The organism is Bordetella genomosp. 11, assembly GCF_002261215.1.
GTDB lineage: Bacteria > Pseudomonadota > Gammaproteobacteria > Burkholderiales > Burkholderiaceae_B > Bordetella_C.
The window spans coordinates 1,883,654-1,897,657 of the sequence record NZ_NEVS01000004.1 but is presented as its reverse complement, the minus strand read 5'-3'; the positions used below and the strand labels follow the sequence as shown (position 1 = coordinate 1,897,657).

Genomic DNA, 14,004 nt, shown 5'->3' with positions numbered 1-14,004 from the left:
AATTGTAGTGCGGACCCCGGTTTTCCATCCCTATCTTCCGCGCTTGCCCGCCGGCGAAGCCGCGCGTAACGTGATGCACGACACGTGATGCACGACATGATGTACGACGCTCCAGGAGACACCCTTATGCAAACCTTTGCTTTTCACGCCGCGAAATCCGTCATCGTGGCGCCGGGCGCGGTCGGCCAGCTGGCCGATCACGTCAGGCGGTTGGGCGCGCGCCACGTGCTGGTCGTCACCGACCCGGGGGTGGCGCGGGCGGGGCTGGTCGAACCCGTACTGGCGGCATTGCGTGACGCCGGCCTGGCGGTATCGTGCTTCGCGGACGTCGAACCCGAGCCTCCCGTCGAGGTCGTGTTGCGCGCGGCCGAACAGGCGCGTGCCAGCGGTGCCGGGTGCGTGGTCGGGTTCGGCGGCGGCAGTTCGCTGGACGCGGCCAAGCTGGCCGCTTTGCTGGCGGCGGGCGATACCCGCCTGGAAGATATCTATGGCGTGGACAAAGTGCGCGGCGCGCGCTTGCCGCTGGTGCTGATCCCCACGACCGCCGGGACGGGATCCGAGGTAACCCCTATCGCCATCGTCACGACGGGTGAAAACATGAAGCAGGGCGTGGTTTCACCCGTGCTGCTGCCCGACGTGGCCTTGCTGGACGCCGACCTGACGCTGGGCCTGCCGGCGCACGTCACCGCCGCCACCGGCATCGACGCGATGGTGCACGCCATCGAGGCCTATACCAGCAAGCGCCTGAAGAATCCGTTATCGGACAGCCTGGCCCGTGAGGCGCTGCGGCTCCTGGCGGCGAACATCCGCCGCGCCTGCGAAATGCCGTCGGACCGCGAGGCGCGGCAAGCCATGCTGGTGGGTGCCTGCATGGCCGGCATGGCGTTCGCGAATGCGCCCGTGGCGGCCGTCCATGCGCTTGCCTATCCGGTGGGCGCGAGGTTCCACGTACCGCACGGTTTGTCGAATTCCCTGGTACTGGGGCCGGTGCTGCGTTTCAACCTGCCGGTAGCCCTGCCGCTGTACGCGGAACTCGCCCAGCAAGTGGTGCCGCATGCCGGCGGGTCGCCGGAGGCACGCGCGGCGGCGTTCATCGACACCCTGGAGGCGCTGCCCGCCGCCCTCGGCCTGCCGGCGCGGCTGGCGGACGTGGGGATCGCCGCCAAGGACATCGACCTGCTTGCGGACGATGCCATGCGGCAGACGCGCCTGCTGGTGAACAATCCCCGCGAGCTGTCCCGTGACGATGCCGCGGCTTTGTACCGCCAGGCGCTTTGATCCGCGGATCCGGAAACGCCGGCGCTCCCCGGAACCGGGCACCCGAAGCCTGCCCGGCATGTGCCCGTACGGTAAATATCTCAAAAAAAGAATGTGAATCGCGATAGCATTCCTTGAAAAGAATCTGGGGCAACCCATGGAAATCGCCGAACTGGAAATCTTTCGCGCGGTGGCGGAAGAACAAAGCGTGACGCGGGCCGCCAGGCGCCTGCGGCGCGTGCAATCGAACGTGACCACGCGGGTCAAGAACCTGGAAGAGGACCTGGGCGCGGTGCTGTTCCAGCGCGGGCGGCGGCAGATGACCCTGACGCCGGAAGGCCAGCGCCTGCTGGACTATGCGCAGCGCATCCTGGCATTGACCGCCGAAGCGCGACAGGCCGTGCGCGACGAAGCGCCGCAAGGCCCCTTGCGACTGGGTTCCATGGAAGCCGCGGCGGCCAGCCGGCTGCCGGCCGTGCTGGCCGGCTTCAACCGCAAGTGGCCGGCGGTGCGCATCGAGATCAAGACCGGTACGACGCAGGCCCTGGCCGATGCGGTGGGCGCGCACCGCCTGGACTGTGCCATCGTGGCGCATCCCGGCGAAGGCCGCCCGGAGCACGCGGACATGGCGCGCCTGGGCGCGGATCTGGAAGGCAGCTATCTGTTTTCGGAAAGATTGCTGCTGGTGGCGCCGCCGTCGCATCCGCGCATCCGGCGCGCGCGCGACGTGCGCGTGCGCAACATCGCGGCCTTCGGGCAGGGTTGCACGTATCGCAATTGCATCGACGACTGGCTCGCGCGCGACGGCGACAGCCTGGACGGCTGGGGCATCGTGGAGCAGGGCTCGTATGCCTCCATCCTGGCCTGCGTGATGGCCGGCACGGCGGTGGCGGCGATCCCGCAATCCGTATTCGAAATGCATCCGGCGGCGGCCGCCGCGCGCACCGCCTATCTGCGCACCGTCAATAGCTTCCTGATCCGCCGCGCGGGGTACGCAACGTCGGCCTGCACGGCCTTTTACGAGGAGATGCGGCGCGTCGCGGCCTGATCCCGTCCGCCGCGCGTGGCGCCGTCCGGCCCGAAAACATCCCGCAGCACATCCGATAGCGCATCCCACAGCACATCCGATAGCCCAGCCAAGGAGCCCATCATGCCAGCCCGCATCCGCACCCCGTTCACAGAACGCCTGGGATTGTCCACGCCCATCGTCCAGGCGCCCATGGCCGGCGTGACCACCCCCGCGCTGGCCGCCGCATCGGCCAACGCGGGGGCGCTGGGATTTTTGGGCGTCGGGGCGATGACCGCGGCGGCGGCGCGCAAGGCGATCGCCGACACGCGCGCGCTGACGCAACGGCCGTTCGGCGTGAACGTGTTCTGCCATCGTCCGGCCGTGGCCGATGCGGCCGTGGAGGCCGCATGGCTGTCCTACCTGGCGCCGGTGTTTCGCGAATTCGGCACCGACCCGCCCCAGGCCTTGGGCGAGATCTACACCAGCTTCGTGCAGGACGATGCCATGCTCGAGGTCTTCCTGGCGGAGCGGCCGGCGGTGGTCAGCTTTCATTTCGGCCTGCCGGATGCCGCCCGCATCCGCGCGCTGCGCGATGCCGGCATCTACCTGATGGCCAGCGCCACCAGCGTGGAGGAAGCGCTGCGCATCCGGGACGCCGGTGTCGACGCGATCGTGGCGCAGGGCTACGAAGCCGGCGGCCATCGCGGCGTATTCGATCCCGGCGCGAGGGACGAGCGCCTCGGCACCCTGGCCTTGACGCGGCTGCTGGTGCGCCGCATCGATCTGCCCGTGGTGGCGGCCGGCGGCATCATGGACGGCGCGGGTATCGCCGCCGTGCTGGCCTTGGGCGCGCAGGGCGCGCAACTGGGCACGGCCTTCGTCGCGTGTCCGGAGTCATCCGCCGATGCGGCGTTCCGCGCGGCGATGGCGGATGCGCGGGCGGTCACCTCCATGACCGCGGCCATCTCCGGTCGCCGCGCCCGCGGGCTCTACAACCGCCTGATGCAGTTGGGCGAAGCGGCGGACAGTCCCGCCGTGCCGGACTATCCCATTGCCTACGATGCCGGCAAGGCGCTGAACGCGGCGGCCAAGGCGCGCGGCAACAGCGACTTCGCGGCGCAATGGGCCGGCCAGGCGGTGAGATTGTCGCGGGCATTGCCGGCCGCTGAACTGGTCGCGGCGCTGGACGCCGAACTGGACGAATCCCTGCAAGGGCTGCTGGCCTTGCAAGGCGGTTCGCCGGCGAGATAGCCATCCACCGGCTATTCGCCGGCGGTATCCGAATCGAAGTGCGCCAGCAGCTCGCGCAACATCGGGCCGATGGCGCGCAGTTCCTCGAAATGGGCGGCCGACAAGGCATCCAGCTTGTCCTGCGCCGCGCGCGTCAGGGCCACGTGCACCTTGCGCCGGTCCATCGCGTCGGCCCGGCGTTCGACCAGGCCCATGCGCTCCAGCCGATTGATCAGCTCGCCGGCACTGTGCGGCCGCAGCAACAGCCAATCGGCGATTTCGCCCACGGTCATCGTCTCGTCCGGCGCGGCCTTGATCGCCAGCAGTGCCTGGTGCTGCTGCGGTGTCAGTCCGCGCTCGGCCGCCGCGGATTCGCTGAAGGCGGTGAACTGGCGCAAGGCGAAGCGCAGGCGCGCCAGGGCGACGAAGTCGTCCGCCTGCAGCGTACGCGAGGCGGCGGTATCGGCATGGCGCCGTGACAGCTGGTCCAGGCGGGGAATGGGAGAGCGCGACATGCCGGCTATGGTACAGCCACTTCAGGCGCGTCCGTGGGCTTCGGCCACGGCCTGGCAGGCCGCGCAACGGATGGCGGTGGGCAAGGCAAACAGGCGCGCTTGCGGTATGGCACCCTGGCAGTCGATGCAGATGCCGTATTCGTCCTGCGCCAGGCGCGCCAGCGCGCGGTCGACATTGGCCAGGGTGTGGCGGTCGATTTCCATTTCGGCCCAGCGCACTTCGTCCTGCCGGCGCGGTTCCGCGGCATCCGCGGCATCGCCGGCTTCGTGGCCGGCGCCCGTCCGCTCGGCACCCGTATCGGCGCCGCCTTGCATTTCCAGAAGCGCGCGGGCGCGGATGTCACGCAACCGTTGCGCCAGGGCGGTAAGCTCCGCGGCGGATAAGTGGGACATGGCCTCGCTCCTTTATGGAAATCATTGTCCGCCGGTCCGCGAGTGCCATGCTTGATGGCGATCAAACGCACGCGGGGCGGCATGGATGCCTATCAAGTAGCGTTCCAGGCGGACGGCAGGCGAGGTTGCCGCGCCGGCAAAGGGCGCGGTAGGCGATGGACGAGCAGGAATGGGAACGGCATCGCGGAAATCGACGCCTGGCCTGGGTAAGGGCGCGGCATGCTGCCGCGCGCATCAGGAGGCGGGCAGGTGTTCGAGCTGGCGCGTGTACCAGAACGACCAGGCGACCAGGCCCAGCATGATCAGATAGCTCACCGCCGGGACCGCCGCGAGGAAATGCTGGAACGGCCAGTCGGCGCGCGACCACACTTGCCACCAGCCCTCGAAAAGGAAGGCCACGCCCCAGGTCGCCGTCAGCACGACGGCGGGCTTGCCCGACGAAGGCGCGCCCGCTTCCGGCAAGATCCCCAGCAGCACCGGGCGGCCAACGAGCAGCGATGCCAGGAAGACCGCCCCCATGGCAGTGGACCAGGCCGCGGCCCATATCGTCCACAGCCCCAGCGCTATTACCGCGGCGCCCACGACGCCGCACAGCGCCACGCCTATCAGTACCGTCTTCGGAAGCGTATCGATGCGTTCGTGCTGGGTCCGGTACGCGACCGCGCGGATCAGCGGGATCGCGGCGGCGACGATGAGGGCGCCCAGGTAATTGCCGTGGGGCTCGACAATGCGAAACAGCAGCCATGGCACGGGTACGCAGGCCAGAAATTCCAATGGTTTGCGCATGGAGCGAGGCTCCCGTTCAAGGCGACGCGGAAGTGTATCCCAATCGGCCTACCATGGTTTCGACTTGGCTGGATATTTTTACTGGATTTTTACGCCAGATTTTTCATAACTGTGTCTTTTTTGCAATATCGACCGTGTTGCGGAATCGGGCGGCGGCACGCTCCGCCCCCCTGCCGGCGTCCCGCCGGGCGTGTAGGCGATGCCCTACAAAAAGTGTCCCGTAAACGCCGATACTGGCCGTCCGGCCTGTTGGGCACAATGCTGTTCACCTGCATACGGGGCGCGGCGTCTGGGCGCGGCCGGTACGGTCAGGCAACGACATTCGCCCCACGGAGCCGCCATGGAAAACCTTCACACCGACACGTTCGCATTTTCAGAATATCTATCCGGGTCGGCGCCGTGGCTGGACAGCGTCGCGCCACCCAGGACCGCCGGCCGCGTGCCGTGCGACGGCTGCGGGGCGCGCCGGCTTTGCCAGGCGGCTCAACTGTGCCGCGGCGGGCAGGAAAGGCCGGTATCGCTGCCCGTGTGCTCGCGCAAGGTCAGCGCGGGCGAGGCGGTCTACCGCGCCGGCGATCCGCTGCGCAACCTGTACACCTCCCGCGCCGGCACCTGCAAAAGCATTCGCCTGTACCGCGACGGGCGGCAGCAAATCACCGGGTTCCATCTGAACGGTGAGTTCCTCGGCCTGGACGCGATCGCGACAGGCCGGCACGAGACCGACGCGGTGGCGCTGGAGGACATGGTCGTCTGCGTGCTGCCGTACCGGGAAATCGAGGCACTGTCGGATGAACACGCCGATGTGCGCCGCGGCATGCAGCGCATGCTGAGCCGCGAAATCGTGCGTGAAGCCGGACTGCTGATGTTGATGGGCAATCTGAGCGCCGAAGAGCGGGTTGCCGCCTTCCTGGTGGATCTGGCCGACCGCTACGCCGAGCGCGGCTATTCCCCGGTTGCGTTCACGCTGCGCATGAGCCGCGAAGAGATCGGCTCGCACCTGGGCATGAAGCTCGAAACCGTCAGCCGTATGTTTTCCCGCCTGCAACAGCGCGGATTGATCGCCCTGCATGGCAAGGAAGTGCGCATCCTGGACCTGCCCGCCCTGCGGCTGGCCTGAGCCCGGCGTCGGCCGACGCCGGACAAGAGGGCCCGCCGGATCGGGACGGGAGCGCGAATCGATCGATAAGGCGGCCACGGCGCGCGGCGGGACCGTCGCCGTTCAGGTAACAGCGGGTTACGGTCGGCTACGCTCGCGGCATGACTTCAGCAATCTCCGACTCTGTACCGCGCCTGGCGGGTGAACAATGGCTCGCCCTGGGCCGGGCCCTTAACGGGGCCGGCCGGCATGCGGAAGCGGTAAAAGCGCTGCAGCGGGCAGCCGCCGACCTGCCGCTGGACCTGGATGTCTATCGCGCGCTGGTCGAAGCCTTCGACGCCAGCGGGCAGGTCGCCGATGCCGCATCCGCCCGTATCGGCATCGATGCCATCGAACGGCGCCGTGCGGTCGACCTGTTCGAGATCGGCCGCGTGTACGCCAGGCATCGCCAATGGGATGCCGCCGGCCATTGGCTGGAGCGGGCGTTGATGATCGATCCCGGGCTGTTCACGGCGCACATCTGCATGGCGTGGGTGCTGCGACAACTGGGGCGCGCAAGCGAAAACGGCCGGCAGGTCCATCGCGTCTATCGCCGCCAGGCCGCCTTCGTCCAGGCCAGGGCGGGCGGACGGCGCCGCACCGTCCTTATCCTGTGCTCGAGCGGTTTTGCCAATGTGCCGTTTCGCCATCTGCTGCCGCCGGCGGTGAACCGGGTCATCCGTTGGGTGGTGGACCTGGGCGTGGTCGGCATGGTCCGCGGCCGCACCCGCCGCCTGCCGCGCTACGACATCGCTTTCAATGTCGTCGGCGATGCCGACCTGGGCGTGCTATGCCGGGAAGACCTGGCGCGTTTCGCCGCCGTGGCGCCGACGCCGGTGCTGAACCAGCCGGACCGCATCGAACGGACAACGCGCGAGCGGATCGGCGCGCTGCTCGATGGCATCGGGGACATCCTGGTGCCCGCCACAGTGCGCTGGGATCGCGGCGGCGGCGCCGAAGAAACCGTGCACGATGCGATCGCCCGTACGGGCATGCGCTATCCCGCCATCGTGCGTCCGGCAGGGCATCACGGAGGCCAGGGCGTGGTGCTGCTGGCCGCGCCCGGAGACGCTTGCACGGTACCCGACACGGGAGACATGTACCTGACCGACTACCACGAGTACCGGTCCGCCGACGGCTACTACCGCAAGTACCGGGTCATCTTTATCGACCGCGAACCGTATCCCTATCACCTGGCCATCGGCAGCCTGTGGCTGCTGCACTATTTCTCCGCGGACATGCTTTCGCAGGCCTGGAAGCTGGAGGAGGAAGAGCGGTTCCTGCGGGATCCCGAAGCCGTGCTGGGCGCACCTGCCTGGGCCGCGCTGCGCGCCATCGGCACGCGCATGGACATGGACTATTGCGGCATCGATTTTTCCCTGCTGCCCGACGGCCGCGTCCTGGTGTTCGAAACCAACGCCACCATGCTGGTGCACCCGGAGGTCGAGGACGATGGACTGCGCTTCAAGAACGCCTACGTGCAGAAGATCTTCGATGCGTTCGACGCCCTGATGACGCGCCGGGTGTCGGCCGCGTCCGCCTGAGGCGGCAATGGCGCGGCGAAGCGGCCGCGCGCGCCTCGGGCGCCGTCGCGTCGCCGCGGCTTCCGGGGTGGGGCGCCCCATCTCCATATGTGTACGGACGATTCAAATCTTCCATGCGGGCCGTGGGCTCAAGGCCGGTTTTCCCTTAATTAATCACGGCCTTGCGTGAATCGCGCGGGCGGGAAGGACTGCTCTTCAGCCGCGCAAGCAGTTGTTAGCGGTCGTACGCCCTCACGCTCGCCGGGCGTACATTTTCCTGCAATGGCGCGGCGTGCCGGGTGCCCTCCGCCGGCAAGCCTGCCGCGCCATGCGATTCCTGGCTGGTGTGTTTCTTCCCCCGATTCCGCCGTGGCGGCATGGAGGAACGCGATGCGTGCATGCCTCAAAACCAGGCGGCGCCGGGCCGCGCGGAGGCGATATGAGCCAGCCTGATCGTGGCGATATCGCTCGCGTCTTTTTCCTGATCGTCGTGCTCTCGGCCTTGCTGGCGGGCAGCGTGTACGTCCTGCGGCCATTCATTCCGGGATTGATTTGGGCGACCACCATCGTGGTGGCATCGTGGCCGCTGCTGCTGGCCGTCGAGCGGCGGCTGGGGAAGCGGCGGTGGCTGGCCGTGACCGTGATGATGGCGGGCCTGGTCGTCGTGATGGTGCTGCCGCTGTATCACACCATCGCCACATTGGCGGAGCGCGCCAACGAGATCATGGTGGCCATCCGCAAGCTGCCCACCTATGCCTTGCTGCCGCCGCCCGGGTGGGTGCGCGACATTCCCTTGATCGGACATCGGACCGCCACGGAATGGCAGCGGCTGTCCGATGCGGGACCGGGCGGCCTGCTGGCGCGGATAGAGCCCTACCTGACGCTCGCCGCGCGCTGGGTGCTCGGCCGCGCGGCGGTATTGGGCGCCTTCGCCGTTCATATGCTGGTGACGCTGGTTTTCTCCGGCATTCTCTACGCGCGTGGCGAGGCCGCGGGGGCCTTCGTGTCGCGCCTGGCCGTCCGGCTGGCCGGCCCGGCGGGCGAGGGCGCCATCCTGCTGGCGGGCCAGGCGGTACGTGCCGTCGCGCTGGGCATCGTGCTGACGGCCATTGTCCAGGCCACGCTGGGCGGACTCGGCCTGTGGCTGGCCGGCGTGCCAGCGGCGGGCATCCTGACGGCCATCATGTTGCTGCTGTGCGTGGCCCAGATCGGCCCTTTGCTTCCCATGGCGTTCGGCGTGATCTGGCTTTACCGGCTGGACGCCAACCTGGCCGCGACACTGCTGCTGCTGTGGGGAATCTTTATCGGCACCATGGATAACGTGCTGCGCCCGCTGCTGATCAGCCGGGGAGTGCGCCTGCCGCTGCTGCTTATTTTGTGCGGCGTGGTCGGCGGCCTGTTGGCCTTCGGACCGGTCGGGCTATTCATCGGGCCGGTGATTCTTGCGGTCACCCACGTGATGCTGCGCACCTGGGTGGACGGCGTGCCGCTGTCGCACGCAACGCCGGATGTGCAAGGCGCCGCGATGCCGCCGCGCCACGCGACACCGGACCCGCAAGGCGATGCGCCGCCGCAGCCGCCGGCGGCGCGCGATCAGGCCGCGCGGACGTAGTCGGGATACCGTTTGCAGATGTCTTCCACCTGGCTCAGGGTACCGGACAGGTGCTCGCGCAATGCCTGCTGCGCGCGTGGCGCATCCCGCGCGACGATCGCATCCAGGATGCGCTGATGGTCCTGCAGGATGCGCTCGGCCTTGCCGGCTTCGGGCAAATGCAGCCGCCGCAGGCGATCGACGTGGCCGCTGTAGCGTTGTTCCAGCTCCCAAAGACCGAGTACCCCCGCCGCGTCGTGCATCTCGCGGTGGAAAGCCTGGTCGGCGGCGATGAACTGGCTGTACTGATTGGCGGCCAGGCTGGCGCGCTGCAGGTCGATATGGCCTTGCAGGCGGGCGGCGAGCAGGGCGTCCGCGCGGCCGGCCAGGACATGGACGATTTCCAGTTCCAGCGAACGGCGCAGGAAATGCGCCTGGCGCGCGGCCGCGATATCGATGCGGCTGACCTCGGTGGTGTGCTGCGGAAAGATGTCGACCAGGCCTTCCTCGCTCAGCCGCAACAGCGCATCCCGGATGGGCGTCTGGCTCAAGCCGAAGGCTTCGGCCAGCTCGGGCCGGGACAGGACGGTGCCGGGAGCCAGCTCCATCGACACGATCAGTTCGCGCAGCTTGTCGAAGACCTGCGGCGCGGCGTGCCGGGAGCGGTCCAGGCGCAGGGTGGAGAGGATTTCAGTCAAGGACATGGATCTGCGCGAAGGCGCGGCGCGGCTTGCCTGGCCGGCCGCGCCGCCGGAGTTAGGATAGGAAGCGGACCGGAATTGTAGCGGCTGGACCGCGTTGACATACTAATACATTAGTGTTTCAATGCGACCCGAGACACGCCGCGGCCGCGTCCGGCGCCTATAAATCCGATACGAGTGGAATCCATGACACGCACCTACGAAAGCCTGCGCAGCGCGCGCTGGATGGCCAAGGACGACCTGCGCTCCTTCGGCCACCGTTCCCGCATGATGCAGATGGGGTATGCGCCCGAAGACTGGGAAGGCCGGCCCATCATCGCCATCCTCAACACCTGGTCGGATCTGCAGCCCTGCCACATGCACTTCAAGGAGCGCGTGGCGGACGTCAAGCGCGGCGTGCTGCAGGCGGGCGGCTTTCCCGTGGAGTTGCCGGCGCTGTCGGTATCGGAGTCCTTCGTCAAGCCGACCACCATGCTCTATCGCAACATGCTGGCGATGGAGACGGAAGAGCTGCTGCGCAGCCATCCGGTGGATGGCGCGGTGCTGATGGGCGGCTGCGACAAGACCACCCCGGGCCTCATCATGGGCGCCATCAGCGCCGGCCTGCCTTGCGTCTACTTGCCGGCGGGCCCGATGCTGCGCGGCAACTGGAAAGGCAAGGTGCTGGGTTCGGGCTCCGACGCATGGAAGCTGTGGGACGAACGGCGCGCCGGCAATATCAGCAAAGCGGAATGGACGGAAGTCGAGGGCGGCATCGCGCGCAGCTACGGCACCTGCATGACCATGGGCACGGCCAGCACCATGACCGCCATCGCCGAGGCCATCGGCATGACGCTGCCCGGTGCGTCCTCCATTCCGGCCGCCGATGTGGGGCACATGCGCATGGCCGCCGAGTGCGGCCGCCGCGCCGTCGAGATGGTGTGGGACGACCTGACCCCGCAGAAGATCCTGACGGTGGCGTCGTTCAAGAACGCCATCAACGTGGCCATGGCCATGGGCTGTTCGACCAATGCCATCGTGCACCTGGTCGCCATGTCGCGGCGCGCCGGCTGCGCGGTCGGGCTGGAAGATTTCGATGCGGCCAGCCGCAAGGTGCCGGTCATCGCCAACATCCGGCCCAGCGGCGATACCTACCTGATGGAAGACTTCTATTACGCCGGCGGCCTGCCCGCGCTGATGAACCGCCTGGCGGCGCATCTGGACCTGTCGGCCTTGACGGTGAACGGCAAGACGCTGGGCGACAACATCCATGGGGCGGAGGTCTACAACGACGACGTTATCCGTCCGCTGGACAATGCCATCTACGACGAAGGCGCGCTGGCCGTGCTGCGCGGGAACATCGCGCCGGACGGCTGCGTCATCAAGCCCAGCGCCTGCGCGCCGCAATACCTGCAGCACACCGGCCCGGCGCTGGTGTTCGACGACTATCCCAGCATGAAGGCCGCGGTGGAGGACGAGAACCTGGATGTCACCGCCGACCACATCCTGATCCTGCGCAACGCCGGCCCGCAAGGCGGCCCCGGCATGCCCGAATGGGGCATGCTGCCCATCCCCACCAAGCTGGTCAAGCAGGGCGTGCGCGACATGCTGCGGCTGTCGGATGCGCGCATGAGCGGCACCAGCTACGGCGCCTGCATCCTGCACGCGGCGCCGGAAGCCTATATCGGCGGCCCCCTGGCGCTGGTGCGCACGGGCGACCTGATCACCGTGGACGTGCCCGCGCGCCGCATCCACCTGAATATCAGCGACGAGGAAATGGCCGCGCGCCGGGCCGCGTGGCAGCCGCCGCCGCGCCGCTACGAGCGCGGCTACGGCTGGATGTATTCCAAGCACATCCTGCAGGCCAACGAAGGCTGCGATTTCGATTTCCTGGAAACCGGGTTTGGCGCGCCGGTCTCCGAACCCGAGATTTTCTGATCCGCGTCCGTCCGTATTGGGCGCGCGAGTCCGCGCGCCTTCCACCGATATCCCGGAGTTCCCCGTGTCGCAACTCAAACCCGAAACCAAGGCCCGGCTGGCGCAGGTCAGCACGGCCACGCTCTGCACGGCCCTGTTCAAGCGCGGCCTGCGCAACCAGTTCATCCAGAACGTGCATCCGCTGAACGGCGACCTGCCCAATATGGTGGGCGAGGCCTTCACGTTGCGGTACATCCCGGCGCGCGAGGACCTGAATCACATCAAGGTATTCGAGGACCGCACCCATCCGCAGCGCGTGGCGATCGAGACCTGCCCCGAAGGGGCGGTCATGGTCATCGACAGCCGCAATGACGCGCGCGCGGCGTCCGCGGGTTCCATCCTGGTGACGCGGTTGATGAAGCGCGGCGCGGCCGGCGTCGTCACCGACGGCGGTTTCCGCGACTCGCCGGAGATCGCCAAAATGGGCTTTCCCGCCTATCACCAGCGCCCCTCGGCGCCCACCAACCTGACCCTGCATCAGGCGCTGGACATCAATGTGCCCATCGGCTGCGGCGATGTCGCCGTGTTCCCGGGCGATGTGGTCGTCGGCGATGGGGAAGGCGTGGTCGTGATTCCCGCCCATATGGCCGACGAGATCGCCGCCGAGGCCACCGAGATGACCGCATTCGAGGATTTCGTCACCGAGCGCGTGCGCGAAGGCGCATCGACGCTGGGGCTGTATCCGCCGACCGACCCGGCCTCGCGCGATGCCTTCGCCGAATGGCGCAAGGCGCGCGGCCGCTAGAACCACCCGGAAACCCGCGCGGGACATCTTTGCCGGGCCTTCGGTGCCGCGCCTGCCCGGGCGGCGCCGGGGGGCGTTCGTCCCGCGGAAGCCATATCCCGCATGCCGGCACGGGGCCGCGCATGTCCATAGCAAATAGCGATAGACAGGAGACAACCATGACATCGCAACGACGCAGGACGCTTGCCGCCCTGGCCGGCGCCGGCTTGCTGGCGACCGTGGGCATCCCGGCGCACGCCGCCGACTGGCCGCAGCAGAAACCGATTTCCTATGTCGTGCCGTTCACGCCCGGCGGATCCACCGACGTGGTGGGCCGCGTCATCGCGCAGAAGCTGTCGGAGCGCCTGCACCAGTCGGTCGTGGTGGAAAACAAGCCGGGCGCGGCCGGTGCCATCGGCGCCGCCTATGTGGCGAAGGCGACCCCGGACGGCTATACGCTGTTCGGCGGCACCATCAGCACCCACGCCATCAATCCCAGCCTGTACAAGAACCTCAGCTACGACCCGGTCAAGGACTTCGAACCGGTGTCGCTGGTGGCGACCCTGCCCAACGTGCTGCTGGTCGATCCGCACCTGAAGCTGAAGTCGGTGGCCGATCTGATCGCCTTGCTGAAGAAGGATCCCTCCAAGCGCACGTTCGCCTCGTCCGGCGCGGGCACGTCCACCCATCTGACGGGCGAGCTGTTCGCCCAGACCATCGGTGTGCCGCTGACCCACATCCCCTACAAGGGCACGCCGCCCGCGATGGTCGACGTCTCGTCCGGCAATGTGACCTTCATGTTCGACCAGATGACCGCCGCCTTGCCGTTGCTGCAGCAAGGCAAGCTGCAGCTGCTGGCGGTGACGACGGCCAAGCGGATCGCGCTGGCGCCGGATGTCCCGACGCTGCAGGAAGCGGGCGTGCCGGGCTTCGACGTGTCGTCATGGCAGGCCGTGTATGCCCCCAAGGGCACGCCCAAGGCCATCGTCGACCGCCTGTCCAAGGAAATCTCCGAAATCCTCAAGGAACCCGACGTCCAGGAAAAACTGGGCAAGACCATGGGAATGGAACTGGTGGGCGGCTCGCCCGAACAGTTGCGCGACCTGATGGCCCGGGAGATCCCGCGCTGGGCCGAGGTGGTGAAAAAGTCGGGCGCGAAGGCCGAGTAAGGCGGGCGCTTCGCG

At 68.0% G+C, this 14,004-nt stretch carries 13 protein-coding genes; 9 read left to right on the top strand and 4 right to left on the bottom strand.

Features of this window, described 5'->3' with window-relative positions; translation table 11 throughout:
- Nucleotides 1-126 precede the first annotated feature (126 nt).
- From CAL28_RS16195 to CAL28_RS16185, 3 genes are all read left to right on the top strand, one after another.
- Nucleotides 127-1,278, top strand: a complete 1,152-nt coding sequence (locus CAL28_RS16195; protein ID WP_094842327.1) for an iron-containing alcohol dehydrogenase — start codon at nt 127-129, stop codon at nt 1,276-1,278.
- Nucleotides 1,279-1,414: 136 nt separating this feature from the next.
- A complete protein-coding gene (locus CAL28_RS16190) occupies nt 1,415-2,305 on the top strand; it encodes a LysR family transcriptional regulator (protein ID WP_094842326.1) in 891 nt (296 codons plus the stop codon).
- A gap of 102 nt (nt 2,306-2,407) precedes the next feature.
- Entirely contained in the window at nt 2,408-3,517 is a 1,110-nt protein-coding gene (locus CAL28_RS16185) for an NAD(P)H-dependent flavin oxidoreductase (RefSeq protein WP_094842325.1), read from the top strand.
- Between the two features lie 11 nt (nt 3,518-3,528).
- Here CAL28_RS16185 and CAL28_RS16180 read toward each other — a convergent pair whose 3' ends face one another.
- The 3 genes from CAL28_RS16180 to CAL28_RS16170 all read right to left on the bottom strand — a co-directional run bounded on the left by CAL28_RS16180 (nt 3,529) and on the right by CAL28_RS16170 (nt 5,190).
- Nucleotides 3,529-4,011 carry a MarR family winged helix-turn-helix transcriptional regulator gene (locus CAL28_RS16180; RefSeq protein WP_094842324.1) on the bottom strand — a complete coding sequence of 161 codons (483 nt, stop codon included), beginning with the start codon at nt 4,009-4,011 and terminating at the stop codon, nt 3,529-3,531.
- A gap of 21 nt (nt 4,012-4,032) precedes the next feature.
- Nucleotides 4,033-4,404: a TraR/DksA family transcriptional regulator gene (locus CAL28_RS16175; protein ID WP_094842323.1), complete on the bottom strand. Its 372-nt coding sequence runs from the start codon at nt 4,402-4,404 to the stop codon at nt 4,033-4,035.
- Between the two features lie 234 nt (nt 4,405-4,638).
- Complete coding sequence (locus CAL28_RS16170) at nt 4,639-5,190, bottom strand: hypothetical protein (RefSeq protein ID WP_094842322.1); 552 nt, start codon at nt 5,188-5,190, stop codon at nt 4,639-4,641.
- A gap of 340 nt (nt 5,191-5,530) precedes the next feature.
- Here CAL28_RS16170 and CAL28_RS16165 point away from each other — a divergent pair, with 340 nt between their 5' ends.
- The 3 genes from CAL28_RS16165 to ydiK all read left to right on the top strand — a co-directional run bounded on the left by CAL28_RS16165 (nt 5,531) and on the right by ydiK (nt 9,460).
- Nucleotides 5,531-6,307, top strand: a complete 777-nt coding sequence (locus tag CAL28_RS16165; protein ID WP_094842321.1) for a helix-turn-helix domain-containing protein — start codon at nt 5,531-5,533, stop codon at nt 6,305-6,307.
- Between the two features lie 140 nt (nt 6,308-6,447).
- Nucleotides 6,448-7,869 carry a tetratricopeptide repeat protein gene (locus CAL28_RS16160; protein ID WP_094842320.1) on the top strand — a complete coding sequence of 474 codons (1,422 nt, stop codon included), beginning with the start codon at nt 6,448-6,450 and terminating at the stop codon, nt 7,867-7,869.
- A 418-nt stretch (nt 7,870-8,287) separates the two neighbouring features.
- Complete coding sequence (gene ydiK, locus CAL28_RS16155; protein ID WP_094842319.1) at nt 8,288-9,460, top strand: AI-2E family transporter YdiK; 1,173 nt, start codon at nt 8,288-8,290, stop codon at nt 9,458-9,460.
- Here ydiK and CAL28_RS16150 read toward each other — a convergent pair.
- The gene (locus CAL28_RS16150; RefSeq protein WP_094842318.1) at nt 9,442-10,143 is read right to left on the bottom strand and encodes a GntR family transcriptional regulator; all 702 of its coding nucleotides are present in this window, start codon (nt 10,141-10,143) and stop codon (nt 9,442-9,444) included. The two genes, ydiK and CAL28_RS16150, sit on opposite strands and share 19 nt — an antisense overlap.
- Nucleotides 10,144-10,326: 183 nt before the next feature.
- Between CAL28_RS16150 and araD the strand changes: the two genes are divergently transcribed.
- From araD to CAL28_RS16135, 3 genes are all read left to right on the top strand, one after another.
- Nucleotides 10,327-12,057 carry an L-arabinonate dehydratase gene (gene araD / locus CAL28_RS16145; protein WP_094842317.1) on the top strand — a complete coding sequence of 577 codons (1,731 nt, stop codon included), beginning with the start codon at nt 10,327-10,329 and terminating at the stop codon, nt 12,055-12,057.
- A gap of 64 nt (nt 12,058-12,121) precedes the next feature.
- Nucleotides 12,122-12,841, top strand: a complete 720-nt coding sequence (locus CAL28_RS16140) for a ribonuclease activity regulator RraA (RefSeq protein WP_094842316.1) — start codon at nt 12,122-12,124, stop codon at nt 12,839-12,841.
- A 158-nt stretch (nt 12,842-12,999) separates the two neighbouring features.
- Nucleotides 13,000-13,989, top strand: coding sequence for a Bug family tripartite tricarboxylate transporter substrate binding protein (locus CAL28_RS16135; RefSeq protein WP_094842315.1), 990 nt, complete (start codon nt 13,000-13,002; stop codon nt 13,987-13,989).
- Nucleotides 13,990-14,004: the final 15 nt, after the last annotated feature.